At 70.2% G+C, this 17,081-nt stretch carries 18 protein-coding genes and 1 pseudogene; 8 read left to right on the top strand and 11 right to left on the bottom strand.

The annotated features are described in order from the left end of the window. The first annotated feature begins 76 nt into the window (after positions 1–76). Positions 77–703, top strand: a complete 627-nt coding sequence (locus tag ACQPZZ_RS32980) for a DUF2461 domain-containing protein (protein WP_432925546.1) — start codon at positions 77–79, stop codon at positions 701–703. A 145-nt stretch (positions 704–848) separates the two neighbouring features. Here ACQPZZ_RS32980 and ACQPZZ_RS32975 read toward each other — a convergent pair whose 3' ends face one another. After that, positions 849–1,550 (bottom strand): superoxide dismutase family protein, encoded by a 702-nt coding sequence (locus tag ACQPZZ_RS32975; protein ID WP_432925544.1) that lies wholly within the window; start codon positions 1,548–1,550, stop codon positions 849–851. Between the two features lie 92 nt (positions 1,551–1,642). Continuing rightward, positions 1,643–1,801, bottom strand: a complete 159-nt coding sequence (locus tag ACQPZZ_RS32970; RefSeq protein ID WP_432925542.1) for a hypothetical protein — start codon at positions 1,799–1,801, stop codon at positions 1,643–1,645. Between the two features lie 33 nt (positions 1,802–1,834). Here ACQPZZ_RS32970 and ACQPZZ_RS32965 point away from each other — a divergent pair, with 33 nt between their 5' ends. Continuing rightward, positions 1,835–2,125, top strand: a complete 291-nt coding sequence (locus ACQPZZ_RS32965) for a hypothetical protein (protein WP_432925540.1) — start codon at positions 1,835–1,837, stop codon at positions 2,123–2,125. 91 nt (positions 2,126–2,216) lie between these two features. Here ACQPZZ_RS32965 and typA read toward each other — a convergent pair whose 3' ends face one another. Then, a complete protein-coding gene (gene typA / locus ACQPZZ_RS32960) occupies positions 2,217–4,067 on the bottom strand; it encodes a translational GTPase TypA (protein ID WP_432925538.1) in 1,851 nt (616 codons plus the stop codon). A 315-nt stretch (positions 4,068–4,382) separates the two neighbouring features. Between typA and ACQPZZ_RS32955 the strand changes: the two genes are divergently transcribed. From ACQPZZ_RS32955 to ACQPZZ_RS32940, 4 genes are all read left to right on the top strand, one after another. Further along, positions 4,383–4,826 (top strand): hypothetical protein, encoded by a 444-nt coding sequence (locus ACQPZZ_RS32955; protein WP_432925536.1) that lies wholly within the window; start codon positions 4,383–4,385, stop codon positions 4,824–4,826. Next, positions 4,823–6,046, top strand: coding sequence for an NRAMP family divalent metal transporter (locus tag ACQPZZ_RS32950; protein ID WP_432925534.1), 1,224 nt, complete (start codon positions 4,823–4,825; stop codon positions 6,044–6,046). Before ACQPZZ_RS32955 ends, ACQPZZ_RS32950 begins: the two co-directional genes overlap by 4 nt. A 135-nt stretch (positions 6,047–6,181) precedes the next feature. After that, positions 6,182–6,988, top strand: coding sequence for a hypothetical protein (locus ACQPZZ_RS32945; protein ID WP_432925532.1), 807 nt, complete (start codon positions 6,182–6,184; stop codon positions 6,986–6,988). A gap of 66 nt (positions 6,989–7,054) precedes the next feature. Next, positions 7,055–7,825 (top strand): alpha/beta hydrolase, encoded by a 771-nt coding sequence (locus ACQPZZ_RS32940; protein WP_432925530.1) that lies wholly within the window; start codon positions 7,055–7,057, stop codon positions 7,823–7,825. 199 nt (positions 7,826–8,024) lie between these two features. Here the strand turns inward: ACQPZZ_RS32940 and ACQPZZ_RS32935 are convergent, their stop codons facing one another. The 5 genes and pseudogenes from ACQPZZ_RS32935 to ACQPZZ_RS32915 all read right to left on the bottom strand — a co-directional run bounded on the left by ACQPZZ_RS32935 (position 8,025) and on the right by ACQPZZ_RS32915 (position 12,180). Further along, the gene (locus ACQPZZ_RS32935) at positions 8,025–9,461 is read right to left on the bottom strand and encodes an aldehyde dehydrogenase (RefSeq protein WP_432934630.1); all 1,437 of its coding nucleotides are present in this window, start codon (positions 9,459–9,461) and stop codon (positions 8,025–8,027) included. Between the two features lie 258 nt (positions 9,462–9,719). Beyond that, positions 9,720–10,007: pseudogene (locus ACQPZZ_RS32930) on the bottom strand (L-lactate permease); the annotation flags it as partial. Positions 10,008–10,044: 37 nt separating this feature from the next. Then, positions 10,045–10,326, bottom strand: coding sequence for a hypothetical protein (locus ACQPZZ_RS32925; RefSeq protein WP_432925528.1), 282 nt, complete (start codon positions 10,324–10,326; stop codon positions 10,045–10,047). Between the two features lie 8 nt (positions 10,327–10,334). Beyond that, positions 10,335–11,060 (bottom strand): L-lactate permease, encoded by a 726-nt coding sequence (locus ACQPZZ_RS32920; RefSeq protein WP_432925526.1) that lies wholly within the window; start codon positions 11,058–11,060, stop codon positions 10,335–10,337. A gap of 37 nt (positions 11,061–11,097) precedes the next feature. Further along, a complete protein-coding gene (locus tag ACQPZZ_RS32915) occupies positions 11,098–12,180 on the bottom strand; it encodes a zinc-dependent alcohol dehydrogenase (protein WP_432925524.1) in 1,083 nt (360 codons plus the stop codon). Positions 12,181–12,425: 245 nt separating this feature from the next. Between ACQPZZ_RS32915 and ACQPZZ_RS32910 the strand changes: the two genes are divergently transcribed. Then, positions 12,426–13,316: a coiled-coil domain-containing protein gene (locus ACQPZZ_RS32910; protein ID WP_363644135.1), complete on the top strand. Its 891-nt coding sequence runs from the start codon at positions 12,426–12,428 to the stop codon at positions 13,314–13,316. Here ACQPZZ_RS32910 and ACQPZZ_RS32905 read toward each other — a convergent pair. Beyond that, positions 13,298–14,578, bottom strand: a complete 1,281-nt coding sequence (locus tag ACQPZZ_RS32905) for a GH1 family beta-glucosidase (protein ID WP_432925521.1) — start codon at positions 14,576–14,578, stop codon at positions 13,298–13,300. The two genes, ACQPZZ_RS32910 and ACQPZZ_RS32905, sit on opposite strands and share 19 nt — an antisense overlap. 74 nt (positions 14,579–14,652) lie before the next feature. Between ACQPZZ_RS32905 and ACQPZZ_RS32900 the strand changes: the two genes are divergently transcribed. Then, on the top strand, positions 14,653–15,297 hold the full coding sequence (locus ACQPZZ_RS32900) for a TetR family transcriptional regulator (protein WP_432925519.1): 645 nt from the start codon (positions 14,653–14,655) through the stop codon (positions 15,295–15,297). 92 nt (positions 15,298–15,389) lie between these two features. On the opposite strand, the gene ACQPZZ_RS32895 is transcribed toward ACQPZZ_RS32900, so the two are convergent. Both ACQPZZ_RS32895 and ACQPZZ_RS32890 read right to left on the bottom strand, forming a co-directional pair. Then, positions 15,390–15,662 (bottom strand): hypothetical protein, encoded by a 273-nt coding sequence (locus tag ACQPZZ_RS32895; protein WP_432925517.1) that lies wholly within the window; start codon positions 15,660–15,662, stop codon positions 15,390–15,392. 470 nt (positions 15,663–16,132) lie between these two features. Beyond that, positions 16,133–17,044 (bottom strand): aldo/keto reductase, encoded by a 912-nt coding sequence (locus tag ACQPZZ_RS32890; RefSeq protein WP_432925515.1) that lies wholly within the window; start codon positions 17,042–17,044, stop codon positions 16,133–16,135. Positions 17,045–17,081: the final 37 nt, after the last annotated feature.

Here is a 17,081-nt window from a genome sequence, read left to right as displayed (position 1 = left end):
CGACAACGGCGGCGCCGAGGGCGGCCGAGCCGTCCCGGTCCCGTGACTGTCGGTGGGGCGTGCGAAGGTGGGTGGCATGGGTTTCAGCGGGTTCCCCGATGAGGCGCTCATCTTCTACGAGGGCCTCGTCGCCGACAATTCGAAGGCGTACTGGACGGCCCACAAGGAGTTGTACGAGACCGGGGTCCGGACGCCGATGCTCGCGCTCATGGACGAGCTGGAGCCGGAGTTCGGACCCGCCCACCTGTTCCGGCCGCACCGCGATGTCCGGTTCGCCAGGGACAAGTCGCCGTACAAGACGCATCAGGGGGCCTACTGCGGGGTGGGCGTGGAGGGCGTCGGCTATTACGTGCAGGTGGACGCCGACGGTCTCTACGTGGCGGCGGGCTGGTGGATGCCGGGCGACCAGGTGTCGCGCTACCGCGAGGCCTTGGACGACGACACCGCCGGGCCCCTGCTGGAGGAGATCCTCGCGGCCCTGCCCGGCGATCTCACGGTCGGCGGCGAGCGGCTCAAGACCCGCCCTCGCGGCACGCTGGAGGACCACCCCCGGCTCGAACTCCTGCGGCACAAGACGCTGCACGCCGGGCGGCGGTTCGAGCCGGAGCCGTGGCTGCACACCCCCGAAACCCTCGACCGGGTCCGCTCGACCTGGCGGGCGCTGGTCCCGCTGGTCGACTGGCTGCGCCGCCACCTCTCCTGACACCGCCTCTCCTGACACCGCGTCCCCGCCCCGCCGTGAGTCGTCCGTACGGCGAGGCGGGCAGGCCGCGTACCCCGAAACGGCCCCACGAGCCGTCCGTGCGGTGCGGCGGCGCGTAGTCCGGAACGGCCCCGCACGCGAGGGATCAGGCGTGGAGTTTGACGACGCCGCAGCCGATCCGCGCACCGGCGTCGCCGGTCTTGCGCGTGGTCGCGTCCGGGCCCGTGGCGCCTGCGGCGTCCGGACGATGGAAGTACCTGTCCGGGATGTGCGCGAAGTTGTCCGGCCCGGCGTGCACCACGAACGCGCTTCCGTTGGCGTCGCCGAGTCGCTCCAGGGTGAACCTGTCGGTCACGAAGGACGCGGCGGCGGTGCCGTCCGCGGCCGCGAGCAGCGGCGGCATGTCCCCGGCTCCGTCGCCGTGCTCTCCTGGGCCGAGGTGGCTCCCGGCGCTGGAGAACGCGCTGCCCGTCGCCTTGTCGACCGAACGGGCGTCGCACACGCCGACGGCGTGCACGTGGAAGCCGTGGAACCCGGGAGTGAGCCCCTGCACGCTGACGCTGACCCTCGACTTCTTCGCGTCGTACCGCTCGATCCTCACGGTGCCGAGGACGCGCCCGGCCGCGGTCCTGATGACGGCGGTCGCCGACTCTCCGGCGCGGGCCGGGGTCGCGGCGGCCGCCAGGGTGGCGGTGGCGGTCGCCCCCAACGCCGACAGAGAAGACGGCGCCGACGACGCGGACGGGGCCGCCGGGGCGATCAAGCCGATCGGGGCGGCCGGCACGGCCGCCGCGGCCAGTCCCAGGGTGAGCCCGGCGGCCAGGGCGAAATGGGTTGTGCGGGGCATGATCGCTCCTCCTCAGACACTGCACTGCCTGCGACAGCAGAGCACGGCCGGATAGGGCGAGGAGCGCGGACGACGCCATCTGTGCCCGCCGTTTACCCGCTCTTGCCGCTCCGGGGCCACCTACCGGGCCGTGGCACCCGGGCGCCGGTGATCATGAGCTCGCCGGGGTCGGTGCCCGCCAGCAGCTTCTCGCCCGGGACGTGACCGGCATAGAGATCGCGCAGGCGTGCCGGCCACTCCGCGGCGGGCACGCGGACGACCTCGGCGTAGGTGAGGGGCTCGGTGTGGCCCTGCCCAAACAGGAGTTCCCGCAGTTCCCCGCGGCTCTGTCACACCTGATGATGATCCCGCCGCACGACGCACTGCGGCTGCTGGAACGCCGCGCCGAGCGGCTGGCGGAGACGAGGGCGGGGCTGGAGGCATCCCTGGCGGCGCAGACGGGCGACCTGCCCAGGGTCACCGCCATCGAGAGCGAGTACCTGCTCGCGCTCACCGCGACGGAGGAGCGCTGGCTGCGGTCGGTCGTGGACGACCTGCGCGAGGGGCGGCTGACCTGGCCTGCGAGCGACTCCTGAACGGGGCCGGCGGACGGGGAAAGCCGAAGCCCCCGCCGATCGTCCGGCGGGGGCTTCGGCGCCCGGTCCCCGTACGGGACCGGGGCGGTGGTCAGCTGCGCTTGGCGCGGGCGGCGGCGCGGCCACGGCTGGCCGCGTCGAGGACGACCTTGCGGATGCGCACGGTCTGCGAAGTGATCTCCACGCACTCGTCGTCGCGGATGAACTCCAGGGCCTGCTCCAGGGACAGGACGCGCGGCGGGATCACCTTCTCGGTCTCCTCGCTGGTGGAGGAGCGCATGTTGGTGAGCTTCTTCTCCTTGGTGATGTTCACGTCCATGTCGTCGGAGCGGGAGTTCTCTCCGATGACCATGCCCTCGTACACCTCGGTGCCCGGGGAGACGAACAGCGTGCCACGCTCCTGCAGGTTGAGCATGGCGAACGCGGTGACCTGGCCCGCGCGGTCGGCGACCAGCGAGCCGTTGTTGCGGGTGCGCAGCTCGCCGAACCACGGCTCGTACGTCTCGAACACGTGGTGCACGAGGCCCGTGCCGCGGGTCTCGGTGAGGAACTCGGTGCGGAAGCCGATCAGGCCGCGCGCCGGCACCAGGAACTCCATCCGGATCCAGCCGGTGCCGTGGTTGGTCATGTGCTCCATGCGGCCCTTGCGTACGGCCAGGAGTTGCGTGACCGCGCCCAGGTACTCCTCAGGGCAGTCGACGGTGAGCCGCTCGACCGGCTCGTGCACCTTGCCGTCGACGACCTTGGTCACGACCTGCGGCTTGCCGACCGTGAGCTCGTAGCCCTCGCGGCGCATCTGCTCCACGAGGATCGCCAGGGCCAGCTCGCCACGGCCCTGCACCTCCCAGGCGTCCGGCGTCTCGGTGGGCAGCACGCGCAGCGAGACGTTGCCGACCAGCTCCTTTTCGAGGCGGTCCTTCACGAGGCGGGCGGTGACCTTGGCGCCCTTGACCTTGCCGACCAGCGGGCTGGTGTTGGTGCCGATCGTCATGGAGATCGCCGGCTCGTCGACCGTGATCAGCGGCAGCGGGCGCGGGTCCTCGGGGTCGGCCAGCGTCTCACCGATCATGATGTCCGGGATGCCGGCGATGGCGATGATGTCGCCCGGGCCGGCCTCCTCGGCGGGCTTGCGCTCCAGCGCCTCGGTCATCAGCAGTTCGGAGATCTTGACGCGCTGCACGGTGCCGTCGGTGCGGCACCACGCCACCTGCTGGCCCTTGCGGATCGTGCCCTGGTGGACACGGCACAGCGCGATACGGCCCAGGTAGCTGGACGCGTCGAGGTTGGTGACGTGAGCCTGGAGCGGCGCGGTCGGGTCGTACACCGGCGCCGGGATCGTGTTCTTGATCGTCTCGAACAGCGGCTCCAGGTCGGGGGAGTCCGGCATGCCGCCGTCGGCGGGGCGCTCCAGCGAGGCACGCCCGGCCTTGGCCGAGGCGTACACGATCGGGAAGTCGATCTGGTCCTCGGTGGCGTCGAGGTCCATGAACAGCTCGTACACCTCGTCGACGACCTCGGCGATGCGGGCGTCCGGCCGGTCCACCTTGTTGATGCACAGGATCACCGGCATCTTCGCGGCGAGCGCCTTGCGCAGCACGAAGCGGGTCTGCGGCAGCGGGCCCTCGGAGGCGTCCACGAGCAGCACGACGCCGTCCACCATCGACAGGCCGCGCTCGACCTCGCCGCCGAAGTCGGCGTGGCCGGGGGTGTCGATGATGTTGAGGGTCATGCCGTCGTGCCGGACCGCCGTGTTCTTCGCGAGAATGGTGATCCCCTTCTCGCGCTCCAGGTCGTTGGAGTCCATGACGCGCTCGTCGACGTCCTGGTTGGCACGGAACGCGCCGGACTGCCACAGCATCGCGTCGACCAGCGTGGTCTTGCCGTGGTCGACGTGCGCGATGATCGCGATGTTCCGCAGGTCGTCGCGGGTGTTCATAGGCATAGTGAAGTCTCGCTCTGGTTGGTCGGGGTCTCGTCCGCGTCCCGGGACTGAAGCGAGACGCACATCCGCCGCGTGCACGGCCTACCCATTTTAGTTGATCCCGATCGCCGGCACGTGCCGCCCGCGTAGGGGACCCTCGATGGCAACGCCCCCGCCGCGAGCCGCATTCCTTACCGTCTTGTGGGCCGTATAAAGGCTTTCCGTTAGGGCAGATGAACCGGCTGTGACGGATGAAGGTCTCGTGCTGCTCATCGCCTGGGCGGAGTTTCTCGTGCCGCTCCTCGTCCTCGCCTATCTCCTGCTGCGGCGGCGCACATGACTCCGCCGGCTCGGCTGGCGCCGCTCGCCCTCCTGACGGCACTTGTGCTGTCCGCCTGCGTGAGCCCCGCCTGGGACGACCACGACTACGCGCTCAAGGCGGGGAAGACCGCCGCCTCGGCCGCCTCGGCCGTGCGGTTCGCCCGTTCGGCCGTCGCCTACCGGGACCGGATGACCGGGCCGTACGCCGAGGGGCTGCTGACCGAGGCGGTGCAGGACCTGAGCAGCGTGAACGACCAGTTCGGCGGCGTGCAGCCGCCCTCGGACGCATCCGACGGGATCAGGGACGAGGTGCTGCGCCTCACCGAGAAGGCCGAGAGCGAGGTGGAGGAGCTGCTCATCCAGACGCGCCGCGACGGGGTGAAGGACCCGGTGGCGGCCGCACGAGAGCTGGACGGGCTCGCGAGCGAGCTGAACGACTTCGCGGAGAAGCACAAGTGAAGAAACTGGTCGCGGTCACGCTCGGCATCCTGACGGCCTTCGGCGGCTTCGTGGACATCGGCGACCTCGTCGCCAACGCCGTCGTGGGGTCGAGGTTCGGGATGTCCCTCGCGTGGGTGGTGATCGTCGGCATCGTCGGGATCTGCGTCTTCGCCGAAATGTCCGGAAGGATCGCGGCGGTGTCGCAGCGGCCGGTCTTCGACCTCGTCCGCGAGCGCATGGGCCCCCGCGCCGGGCTGGTCAACCTCGGGGCGTCGTTCTTCATCAACGTGCTCACGCTCGCGGCCGAGATCGGCGGCTCCGCGCTCGCGCTGGAGCTGGTGACAGGGCTCAACTACCTGCTGTGGGTGCCGCCGGTGGCCCTGGTCGCCTGGCTGGTCATGTGGCGGGTGAAGTTCGAGACCATGGAGCGCGTCTTCGGGCTGGCCGGGCTCGCGCTCGTCGTGTTCATCGTCGCGCTGTGGCAGCTCGGGCCCGACTGGGGCGAGCTGACCACGCAGCTCGTCCGGCCGCCGCAGGACGAGGGCGTGCCGACGTACCTCTACTACGCGGTCGCGCTGCTCGGCGGGGCGATGACGCCGTACGAGGTCTTCTTCTTCTCCTCCGGCGGCGTCGAGGAGAAGTGGACGCGCAAGGATCTGGTGACGGCCCGGGCCAACGTGTTCGTCGGTTTCCCCCTCGGCGGCGCGCTGTCGCTGGCGATCGCGGCGTGCGCGGCGACCGTGTTCATGCCCGTCGCGGCCGAGCCCGACTCGCTCGGGCAGATGGTGCTCCCGGTCGCCCAGGGGCTGGGCAAGGTCGGTCTCGGAGTGGTGATCCTGGGGGTGTTCGCGGCGACCTTCGGCGCGACGCTGGAGACCGCCCTGTCGTCGGGCTACTCGCTGAGCCAGTACTTCGGCTGGCAGTGGGGCAAGTACGTGGTGCCTGGCCGCGCCGCCCGGTTCCACGTGACCGTGCTGGCCTCGGTGATCGTCGCGACCGCGCTGATACTCACCACCATCGACCCGATCAAGGTGACCGAGTATTCGCTGGTCTTCTCGGCCGCGGCCCTTCCGCTCACCTACCTGCCGGTCCTCATGATCGCCAACGATCCCGACTACATGGGGGAGAAGGTCAACGGCAGATTCAGCAACGTGCTGGGAAGTTTCTACATGGTGCTGCTTATCGTCGTGGCGCTCGCGGCCATCCCCCTGATGCTCGCGACGAAGGCGGGACAGTGACGGCCCGGCACGAGGAGGTGAGGCATCGATGAGTGAGCGAAGCGAGCGAATCAATGAGCACAGCACAATCTCGCGACGTGCCGACCTGCGCACCTTCGGCACGACGCACGCCCGAGCCGCCAGGCGAGGGGTGGCATGAGTGAGACGGCGCGGGTGCTGCACGCCCGCCTGCACCTGCTCGACCGGCAGGTCGTCAGGGAGAGCGACGACCGCCTGCTCTGCAAGGTGGACGACCTCGAGGTGCGACCGGGCGACCGGCCGTACGTCACCGCGATCCTGTCCGGGCCGCTGGCGCTCGGTCCGCGACTCGGCGGCCTCCCGGGCTGGCTGATGACGCAGACCGACCGGCTCTTCCGGGAAGAGGAGCGGCCGGGGCCGTACCGCATCGAGATGAGTCTGGTGACCGAGATCGGCAGTGCCGTACGGGTGGCCGGCCACCGGCAGGACCTTGCGCTGGAGCGCTGGCTGACCAGGAACGTCGTCGGCCGGATCCCCGGCGCGGTGGGTACGCCCGAGCAAGATGCTCCCGAAAGTACGGCGCAGGAGGCGCCGGAGAAGACCCTCCAGGTGCGGGAGAGGTGGGAGGACAGGCCTGACACCATGCGGCTCGGCGGGCTGCTCGGCCGTGCGGTGCTCGGTCCGTCGGGGGAGGCCGCCGGCGACACGGTGGACGTCCGTCTCGTCCAGGACGGGCCGCTGCTGGCCGAGGTCCATCAGGCGTTCCGGCTCGCCGGCCTGCTGATCGCCCGGCGCCGTGCCGGGCGGCTCTTCGGGTACGAGCGCGGCCCCGGACTGTGGCGGCCGTCGCTGCTCGGCGCCCTCGTTCGGCGCATGCACGGCGAGATCCGGTACGCCGAGTGGGACCAGATCGAGTCGCTCGACGACGGGGAGGTCAGGCTGAAGGCCGCCTGGGACCGGCTGCCTTCGACTGCCGACCTGTGACGGTTCCCGTAGTGCGCGGGGGGCACCTGGGAGTTATGTGACATGGGGGGAAATAAGGTCGGGGGCATGGCTCTCGCTGCTGCTTTCGGAGCGATGCTGCGCACGGCGGACGGTGTCCGCATCGACGCGGCGCACACGCCCAACGGTTCGCTCGGCCCTGCTCGTCTCGATTTGGGGATTGTGGTCGCGCACGGCTTCACCGGCACGTGGAGGGGGCCGGACACGCGGCGCATCGTGCACGTTCTGTCGAAGTTCGGTGGCGTGGTGTCGTTCGACTTCCGGGGGCACGGACACTCCGGCGGCCGGTCCACCGTGGGCGACCTCGAGGTTCTCGACGTGGACGCGGCGGTCAAGTATGCCCGCGCCATCGGCTACCGGCGCATCGCCACGGTCGGCTTCTCGATGGGCGCAGCCGTGGTCGTACGGCACGCCGCGCTGCACCGGGGCGTGGACGGGGTGGTGTCGGTGAGCGGCCCGGCCCGCTGGTACTACCGGGACACCAAACCCATGCGCCAGGTCCACTGGGCCATCGAACGCTGGCACGGGCGGCTCGCGGCCCGGCTGGTCAAACGGACCAGGATCGCGGGCGGCGGCTGGGACCCGGTCCCGCTTCCGCCGTACAAGGCCGCGGCGCTGGTCGCGCCCACGCCCCTGCTGATCGTGCACGGCGACAGCGACCCGTTCTTCCCCACCGAGCACGCCCACCAGTTGTACGAGTGCGCCGCCGAGCCGAAGGAGTTGTGGATCGAGCCCGGGTACGGCCACGCGGAGGCGGCTGCCACCCCTGACCTGGTCCGCAAAATCGGTCACTGGATTTCGCGAACCAAATCCCCGTAAGTGTCGTCTACAAGGGGTGTGCGGAGCTGCTCCTTCCCGCACCGCCGATTGGGGGATCGGCGCACACCCTCACACGGTGTGGCCCAGCGTCGCGGGGGCGCGCTGGGCGGTTTCACCGGCCCGGTACGGCACACAGGCCGTACCGGGCCGGAGGGACGCGTTCAGCCAGGCGTTCAAAGCAGGCGTTCAGGGCACGCGTTCAGCCCAGGCGGGCGATCGACTTGTACTCCAGGTAGGCCGACAGGCCCTCGGGTCCGAGCTCCCGGCCGAGGCCGCTGGCCTTGAAGCCGCCGAACGGCGCGTTCGCGTCAAGCGTGTGCATCATGTTGACGCCGTAGGTGCCGGTGCGCACCCGGCGCGCGACGTCCACTCCGTGATCGGTGTCGGCGGTCCAGACCGAGCCCGACAGGCCGTAGTCGCTGTCGTTGGCGATCCGCACCGCGTCCTCCTCGTCCTCGTACGGGATCACCGTCAGCACCGGGCCGAAGATCTCCTCACGGGCGATGCGCATGTCGTTGGTGGCCCCGGCGAAGACGGTCGGGGCGACGTACCAGCCCCGGTCGTACGGCCGGTCGAGGCCGCCGACGACCGGCTTGGCGCCCTCCTCGATGCCCGACCTGATGTAGCCCTCGACCCGCTCCTGCTGGCGCTTGGCCACCAACGGTCCGATGCCGGTGGCCGGGTCGGCGGGGTCGCCCACCCGCTGGCTCGTCACCATCTCGGCGACGGCCTGGACGACCTCGTCGTACCGGTTGCGGGAGGCGAGGATGCGGGTCTGGGCGACGCACGCCTGGCCGTTGTTCATGAGCGAGGCCATCGACAGGAAGCCCATGGCCGAGGGCAGATCGCAGTCGTCCAGGATGATCGCCGCCGATTTGCCGCCGAGTTCGAGCGTGCAGCGCTTGAGCTGTTCGCCGCAGATCGCCGCGATCCTGCGCCCGGCGGCGGTCGAGCCGGTGAACGCGACCTTGTCGACGTCCGGGTGGGAGACCAGGTGCTCGCCCGCCTCACGGCCGGCCGCGACGATGTTCACGACCCCGGAGGGGATGCCGGCCTCCTGGATCATCTCGGCCAGCAGGTAGGAGTCGAGAGGCGTCTCGGGGGCCGGCTTGACCACCAGGGTGCAGCCCGCGACGAGCGCCGGGGCCAGCTTGGTCATGAGGACGAACTGGGGGACGTTCCAGGGGACGACGGCCGCCACCACGCCGACCGGCTCGCGGCGGACGATCATTGGGCCGAACAGGCCGGGCCGTTCCTCCTCGACGGGGAACGTCGTGCCGAGAGCGGCGAAGTACTTGAGCATGCCCAGCGGCTGCGGCGCCTGGGCGAGCTGGGAGAACGTGATCGGAGAGCCCATCTCCGCCGTGATGATCTCGGCCATCTCGGCCTGGCGCGTCTCGTAGATCTCCGCCAGCCGTCCCACGATCGCCGCGCGCTCGGCCATCGTCATCCGCGGCCAGGGCCCGTTGTCGAAGGCGTCCCTGGCGGCCGCGACGGCCCGGTCCATGTCGGCGGCGGTGCCGTCCGGCACCCGGCCGACGACCTCCTCGCTGTGGGGGGAGATCACCTCGATCGTGCCCGTGCCCGCGGGGGCCACCCAGTCGCCCCCGATGAACAGCGTGTCGTGCTGCAGCATGCCTGCCTCCTGATCGGGCGCGCCTTCGCGCACACAGAGAGACCGAATCACTTTCTGCTCTGCCTTGGCAAGAGCCGCCGGCCGTGGGACGAGCCGGAGGCCGGATGGCTGTCCCCCACATCGCGCGGACCCGCACCGAGGGCCGGCGGCCCGGCGCAGCCGGTGTCCGCTCACCGCACAACCAGCCAGGACAGAGGGCCCGCCGCCATCAGGGTGACCAGGACGGTGAACCCGATGAGCAGCCCGAGGCTCCAAGGTACGGCGGAACAGGGTCGCCTCCCGGACGGCCGTTCCCGCCACCGCCGCCGCCATGGCGAGGTTCTGCGGGCTGATCGGCTTTCCCAGGACGCCCGCCTCGCCGTTGGTCGCCGCGAGCAGTATCGGACTGACCCCGATCTTGCCCGCCCCCGTCACCTGTATGGCGCCGAAGAGCGCGTTCGACGAGGTGTCGGACCCGGTCAGCGCCACCCCGAGCCGGCCGAGCAGCGGAGACAGCAGGATGATGAACGCGCCGCCGGCACCGGCCAGCCAGGTGCCGATGGTCACGACTGGCCCGAATAGTTCATCAGGTAGGCGAGCCCCATCAGCAGGGTGACAGTGACCGCGGCACGGCGGATTCCCGCCAGGGCCATGCCGTACTCGCGCAGGGCGACGCGGCGGGTAGCCGCAGGGCCGCCGTCGAGATGAGCCCGGCCACCAGCACGACCGTTCCGGTGGCGGTGAGCCAGTTGAACTGGAAGACGGCCGGCTTCAGCGGCCTGCCGTCGACGCCGAGAACCTCCACGCCGGGCCAGGGGAACGTGACCGCGAGGCCGTTGGCGAAACGGGCGACGGGATTGTCGATCGCGACCAGGGCAAGGAGCACGATAAGCGTCAGGTAGGGGGAGAACGCGCGCAGTGTGGTCGCCGCCGAACCCGGTGAAGGGTCGAAATCGTGCGATGAACCCCGCGCCGTCCGTCCAGCACCAGCAGGATGACGAAGGGCACGAAGAGCGCCACGACGGCGGACTGGCGCCCGGTCATCCGGCCCAGCTCCTCCGCCGGCAGGCTCGCCGCCTTCGCAAGAGCCGCGATCGGAGTCCCCATCGAGCCGAAGGCGGCGCCTCCGGCGTCGGCGAACATCGCCACGGTCGCGGCGCGGATCGGGGCCAGGCCGAGCGCGAGGAGGATCGCGGCCACCACGACCACGGGCGCGCCGAAACCCGCCGTCGCCTCCAACAGGGCGCCGAAGTAGAACGCCACCACGAGCGCCTGGACCCGCCGGTCGTCTGACAGGCTCGTGAACGTGCGCCGGACGACGGACAGGAGCCCGGAGGCGTCGAGCAGGCGGTTCACCCATACCGCGTTGACCATGATCCAGGCGATGGGGAAGATGCCGAACGCCGCGCCCTGCGCAATACCGCTGAGGAGCGGCGTCGCCGGCAGGCGGTAGGCGAACGCGGCGATCAGCACGGCGGCGAGCAGCCCGCAGGCCGCCGCGACGTCGGCCCGTAGGCGGAGAACGCCGAGCGACACGAGCAGGACGATCAGGGGAGACGACGCCACCGCGGCGGACAGCGCCAAGGAGCCGCCGATCGGGGCGAGGATCTGCTGGTACATCGGCCATCCCCCACGTCGCTGTGATACCCCGCGCCGTTCAGGGGGCGACAACGACCTTCAACGGGTCCCCCTCGCGCTCGCGCAGGGTCCGGAACGCTTCGTTGATCTCCTCCAGGGGATAGCGATGGGTGACCAGTGCACGGCCCTGGACCATGCCCGCGGCCGCCAAGGCGACGGCGCGCCGGACGCTGTCGCCCCCCTCGCCCCGCGAGGTGTACATGGTGATGCCCCTGCGGACCACCGCGCTCAGGTCGAGCCGGACGGCCTCCGGGTAGAACGCGACGAACAGGATCTTGCCGCCGCGCTTGGTCACCTGGGCACACTGCTGGGGCACACCGGGGGACCCGGAGGCGTCGATCGCGAGGTCGACGCCCAGCTCGCCGGTGTGGTCGAGCACCGCCGCGACCGGGTCGGCCTCGGTGGCGTTCACCGTGTGGTCTGCCCCCAGCTCGCGGCCGAGTCGCAGCCGGGACTCCCGAGTGCCGATGAGGATCACCTGGGCAGCGCCCATGCGCTTGCATATCTGCGCCGTCATCAGCCCGACGGGGCCGGGGCCGAAGACCGCGACGTCCTGCCCGACGATGTAGCCGCCGGCGGTGTCCAGGCCGTACAGTCCGGTGCCGGCCGTGGTGGCGAGAACGGCGTCCTCGGCCGTGAGGTGGGCGGGCAGCCGGTAGAGCGCGCTGACGTGGTGGACGGCGTACTCCGCGAAGCCGCCGTTCGTCGTAATCCCGCTCGCCCGGTGCCCCTTGGCGCGGTCGCCGTAGTTGAGGCAGGCGGTGTACTTGCCGGTCAGGCAGTTGCCGCACCGCCCGCATCCGTGGTGTGCCTCGATGCACACCCGGTCACCGGGCGCGAACTCGTCCACCGTCGCACCGCAGGCCGCGACGGTGCCGGTCCACTCGTGGCCCGGGATGTACTCACCGTACGGAGGGGTCTGCGGGAAGTGCCCGTCGAGGATCTTCAGGTCGGTGCCGCAGATCCCGCACATGGCCACCCGGACGAGCACCTCCTCGGCCCGGGGCTCGGGGACGGGACGGTCGACGACCCGCAGGTCCCCCGGCCCGAACAGGACCGCCGCGTGCATCGTGTGCGGGAGAACCGTGGTGAGTCGGCTCATCGCTGAACCTCCCGAGCCGGGGTGCGCCCTCCCGGCTCACGTACCCGTGGACCCGGCGGGCTACGTGGCGCGTCGCGACACATCGGACCGTGATAGTCCGCGGACGCCCGGCGTGATGGCCGACGACCGTTGGGCCGTACGCTTCAGGCTGTTGTCCGCTTTGGGACCAAGCGCTTCACCTGTTCCGGTAGCAGTCCGTAAAGATCCTCTTCTATAGTTTCGAGCCGAATCCGAGTGGAGGTCACGTGCGGCGCTGGGCCAGGCTGGCGGTGGTCACCACCGCGCTGCTCGTCGCACCGTCCGTCTCGGGCGCGATCACCGCCGAGGCCGAGCCGGACCGGCAGGCGAAACTCCGCAAGCTCACCCAGGAGGCCGCCACGCTCCAGAAGGAGTACCGCGGCGAGATCCTCAGCCTGGAGGACGCGAAGCTGGCCGCGCAGAAGGCGTCCGGCAGGGTCAAGAAGCTGAAGGTGGACCTGATCGCGGCTCAGCGGCAGGTGGTGGCGTTCGCCCAGACCTCGTACATGACCGGAGGCATGGACGTGTCCCGGCTCCTATCCCTGTCGGCCGACCCGAGCTCGCTGGCGACGCTGGCCTATCTGGGCACCGCCAGGACCGAGCGGCTCAACAGCATCAAGGACCTGGTCGCCAGGCAGAAGAAGGCGGCCCGCGCGGCCGACGACGAGATCGACAAGCTGCAGGCCCACATCAAGGAACTCAAGGCCAGGCGCGGCGAGATCGAGCGGCTCATGGCGAAGTTCGGCTTCCAGACGCCCGACGCCGGCAGCGGCCTGACCCAGCGGATGATCTCGACCCGCAACGTCATCATGCAGAACTTCCCGATGCCCTTCGGGGTCGGCTGCCTGCGAGCCGGTGACCCGGGTGAGCACGGCAAGGGCCGGGCCTGCGACTTCATGATGAGCAGCGGCGGCCGCATGCCCGACGCCGTGGCCAAGGAGCGCGGCGACGCCCTCGCGCAGTGGTGCATCCAGCACGCGAGCGAGTACGGGATCATGTACATCATCTGGCAGCAGCGCTACTACGACATGCGTACGCGCACCGGGTGGAAGATGATGTCCGACCGCGGCGGCATCACCGCCAACCACTACGACCACGTTCACGTGTCGGTGCTCTGACCTCCGAGGAACGCGCGCAGCCAGTGGTAGGACGCCTTGGGGGTGCGCTCCTGGGTCTCGAAGTCGACATGGACCAGCCCGAACCGCTGGTGGTAGCCCTCGGCCCACTCGAAGTTGTCCAGCAGCGACCAGACGAAGTAGCCCCGCACGTCCGCCTTCGCCTGCTTCATCGCCTGGATGTGGCCGTCGAGGTAGGCGATCCGCTCCTGGTCGTCCAGGCCGTCGTACGAGCAGCCGTTCTCGGTGATGTAGACGGGCGGCAGGGCGTCGCCGTACCGGGCCTCGAGTCCGTCGAGCAGCTCGCGCAGGCCGTCGGGGACGACGGGCCAGCCGAAGGCGGTGAGGGGAACGCCGGTGATCTCCTCGATCCGGAACGGCAGGCCGTCCTCGCCGGGGCCGCCGATCCGGGTGGGGTTGTAGTAGTTGATCCCCAGCCCGTCGAGGGGCTGGGCGATGGTCTCCAGGTCGCCGGACTCAATGGGGATGTCGACGCCGAACGCCGTGATGTCGGGGTAGGCGCCGGTGAGGACCGGCTCGTTGAACAGCCGGTTGTGCAGCATGTCGTACGTCTCGGCCGCGGCGAGATCCTCCGGGGAGTCGGAGGCGGGCCGGACCGGGGTGCAGTTGTTCGTGATCAATACCTGCTCCGCGCCGGCCGCCCGTAGCGCCTGCGTGGCCAGGCCGTGCCCGAGCAACTGATGGTGGGCCGCCGGCAGCGCGTCGAACATGAGCCGCCTGCCCGGGGCGTGCACGCCCAGCCCGTATCCGTACGCCACGTGGACGAAGGGCTCGTTGAGTGTGATCCACATGCGCACGCGGTCGGCCAGCCGCTCGGCCACGACGGAGGCGTATTCCGCGAAATATCGTGAGGTGTCCCGGTTGAGCCAGCCGCCCTCGTCCTCCAGCGCCTGCGGCAGGTCCCAATGGAAGAGCGTCGGCACCGGAGCGATGCCCTTCTCGCAGAGCGTGTCCACCAGGCGGTCGTAGAAGTCGAGCCCGGCCCGGTTGACCGGGCCGCGGCCCGTGGGCAGCACCCGCGGCCAGGCGATGGAGAAGCGGTAGGCGTTGACGCCCAGCCCGGTCATGAGGGCGATGTCCTCGGTGTGACGGTGGTAGTGGTCGCAGGCGACGTCGCCGGTGTGCCCGTCGCGGACCTTGCCGGGCGTGTGGGAGAAGGTGTCCCAGATCGAGAGTCCTCTGCCGTCCTCGGTGACCGCTCCTTCGATCTGGTAGGACGCGGTGGCCGTACCCCAGAGGAACATGATGCCGCCTCTCTCAAAATATGAGGAGAACTCATGTTAACTCGATTGTCCGGGAAGCGGGAGAGAATGGCGGAATGACCACAGGGGGAGCGTTGCGCCGGCGGCCCGCACAGCGGCGCAGCCAGGAGCGGGTCGAGCGCATGCTGGACGAGTGCGCCCGGCTGCTCGACGAGGTGGGGTACGCCGCCCTGACCACCAAGGAGGTCGCTCGCCGGGCCGAGGTGCCGATCGGCACCTTCTATCAGTTCTTCACCGACAAGCAGAGCCTGGTCCGCGCGCTCGCGCTGCGGAACCTGGAGGCGTACCTGGACCGGATCTCCTCCCGGCTGGCCGCCGCGCCGCCATCGGACTGGACCGACGCCGTGGACCTCGTCATCGACGAGTTCGTCCTGATGAAGCGGACCACGCCGGGCTTCGGCGTGGTGGACTTCGGCGAGGTGTACGCCGCTCCCGGCGGCCCCGCCCTGCCCGGCACCCAGCGGATGCTCGACGAGGCGCTGGAGAACAACGTGATCGTGGCCGACCGGCTGCGCTCGCTCGTCGTGGAGTTGCTCGGCGTCGCGCCGGGCGACGGCATGTCACGCGCCTTCGTGGTCGCCGTCGAGGCCGCCGACGCCGTGCTCAAACTGGCCTTCCGTGCCCACCCCGAGGGTGACCCCGACCTCATCGCCGAATGCAAACGCCTCGTCCGCCGCTACCTTTCGGACCATTTGGCCTAGGTACGCGAAAGCCGGGCCACCACCTGCGGAGGTCGGCCCGGCTCCACTTCGTGAGCCCGAGTGGGCCACGCACGTCCGATCGAACAGCCTGCTCAGAGGTCGTCGCTCAGGAGGGCGTCCGCGGACTGGACCGTGGCGGCGGCGCGGATCCACGCGTCCAGCTGATCGAGATCACGACACTTTCTGATTTTGTCGTTGAGCTCGTCGGGCACCTCGATGCCGCGGGCGGCCAGCACGGTCAGGATCGCCTCGGTCTTGCCCTTGGCCTTGCCCTCGGCCATGCCCTTGGCCTGGCCCTCAGCCATGCCCTTGGCGATGTTCTCGCGGGCCCAGTCGCTGAGGTACTCGTAACTCTCTGTCTTCATGTGCCTCTCCAAGTGATCCCAGATCTCTCGGGGGAGCGCCACCTCGCTGAACCTCCACGATCACGGCTATCACCGGCTCGGGGTCGGCACCGGGACGTTTGCGCCGGAACACGATGACCGAGTCGGCGTGATGAGAGGCGGGCGTGACCTCGGTGAGGTCGGCCGACTCCACCGCGGCGTAGTCGAACTCCGGGAGCTGTACATCAAGGGAACGGGCCAGGAGCCCGGCGGCAAGATCGGGCCGTTCCTGGAACAGCCGTATCACCGCTTCGTGTTCAACCGTAATCACGGAGTGACCGTAAAAGTCGAGGCAATCGGATGCCGCTTGTTGTCACTCTTCGTTATATCACTGTGACTCTGAGTAGGTGGTGTGGCACGAGCGCAGAGGCAAACGAACGGGCGGGGCCGGTGACTGTGGGAGGCGAGCCCGGCGGCGGGCGCACGCGCCACCGCCGCCGGGATGCCGGAGGTCAGGCGGGAGCGTCGAGGCGGGCGACCAGCTCGTCGTCGAGCTTGACGTCGACCAGGAGCTCTTCGAGCTGGGCCATCGAGCTGACACCGACGATCGGGATGATGCCCTGCGCCCGCAGCCAGGCCAGCACGACCTGGTTGCGCGTCGCGCCGAGCTCGCCGGCCACCTCGTCCAGCACCGCCAGCCGCCTCGTGGTGCCCGGGTGGTCGTAGTACTCGGGCAGCGGCTTGCTGGTGTACGCGCCCGCCAGCAGCGAGGAGTAGACCCACAGCGTCAGGTCGCCCTCGGAACGCACGTAGTCCAGCATCTCGTCGGAGACCTGAGTGTGACCGCCTTCTGGCAGGTGCACCCAGGGCCGGGGGCGGAGGTAGGAGTGGCGCAGTTGCACGTGGCGATAGCTTGTGCCGCCGCGCGCCGCCGCCAGCGACCGGGCGCGCTCCAGCCGCCACACCGCGTGGTTGCTCGCGCCGACCTCCTTGGCCTTGCCGGCGAGCACCAGTTCGTCGAAGGCGGCGACCGTCTCCTCCAGCGGCGTCGACCTGTCGTCGATGTGGGCCCAGTAGACGTCGACGTGATCGGTGCCGAGACGGCGCAGGCTGCCCTCGATCGCGGCCCGGACCACACCCGCCGACAGGCCCTCCGCGGCGTCGAGCGTACGGGCGCCGGGCACGGACGGGCGGGCGCCGCACTTGGTGCTGATCACCAGCTTGTCCCGGTTACGCCGGGAGGTGAGCCACCGGCCGATGGTGGCCTCGCTTTCGTCGCCGGTCGCGCCGTCCATCCAGAACGGATAGTTGTTGGCCGTGTCGAGCATCGTTCCGCCGCCTTCGACGAAGCGGTCGAGAATGGCGAACGAGGTCGCCTCGTCCACGGTGGTCCCGAAGGGGATCGTTCCCAGAGCGATTCTCATGCCGACCACCTTGCCGCCTGGAGCGCACTCCAGCACA

The organism is Microbispora sp. CA-135349, assembly GCF_050947365.1.
In the GTDB taxonomy this organism is placed as follows: domain Bacteria; phylum Actinomycetota; class Actinomycetes; order Streptosporangiales; family Streptosporangiaceae; genus Microbispora.
Note: the sequence above shows the minus strand (reverse complement) of the source record. Positions and strands in the feature narration are given on the sequence as shown.

Coding starts and splice junctions, on each gene's coding strand:
- ACQPZZ_RS32935 (WP_432934630.1), bottom strand. CDS start 9,461: ATGCTGCAGCACGACACGCTGTTCATCGGGGGCGACTGGGTGGCCCCC.
- ACQPZZ_RS32920 (WP_432925526.1), bottom strand. CDS start 11,060: ATGTACCAGCAGATCCTCGCCCCGATCGGCGGCTCCTTGGCGCTGTCC.
- typA (WP_432925538.1), bottom strand. CDS start 4,067: ATGCCTATGAACACCCGCGACGACCTGCGGAACATCGCGATCATCGCG.
- ACQPZZ_RS32980 (WP_432925546.1), top strand. CDS start 77: ATGGGTTTCAGCGGGTTCCCCGATGAGGCGCTCATCTTCTACGAGGGC.
- ACQPZZ_RS32940 (WP_432925530.1), top strand. CDS start 7,055: ATGGCTCTCGCTGCTGCTTTCGGAGCGATGCTGCGCACGGCGGACGGT.
- ACQPZZ_RS32890 (WP_432925515.1), bottom strand. CDS start 17,044: ATGAGAATCGCTCTGGGAACGATCCCCTTCGGGACCACCGTGGACGAG.
- ACQPZZ_RS32945 (WP_432925532.1), top strand. CDS start 6,182: ATGAGTGAGACGGCGCGGGTGCTGCACGCCCGCCTGCACCTGCTCGAC.
- ACQPZZ_RS32975 (WP_432925544.1), bottom strand. CDS start 1,550: ATGCCCCGCACAACCCATTTCGCCCTGGCCGCCGGGCTCACCCTGGGA.
- ACQPZZ_RS32905 (WP_432925521.1), bottom strand. CDS start 14,578: ATGTTCCTCTGGGGTACGGCCACCGCGTCCTACCAGATCGAAGGAGCG.
- ACQPZZ_RS32900 (WP_432925519.1), top strand. CDS start 14,653: ATGACCACAGGGGGAGCGTTGCGCCGGCGGCCCGCACAGCGGCGCAGC.
- ACQPZZ_RS32955 (WP_432925536.1), top strand. CDS start 4,383: ATGACTCCGCCGGCTCGGCTGGCGCCGCTCGCCCTCCTGACGGCACTT.
- ACQPZZ_RS32915 (WP_432925524.1), bottom strand. CDS start 12,180: ATGAGCCGACTCACCACGGTTCTCCCGCACACGATGCACGCGGCGGTC.
- ACQPZZ_RS32895 (WP_432925517.1), bottom strand. CDS start 15,662: ATGAAGACAGAGAGTTACGAGTACCTCAGCGACTGGGCCCGCGAGAAC.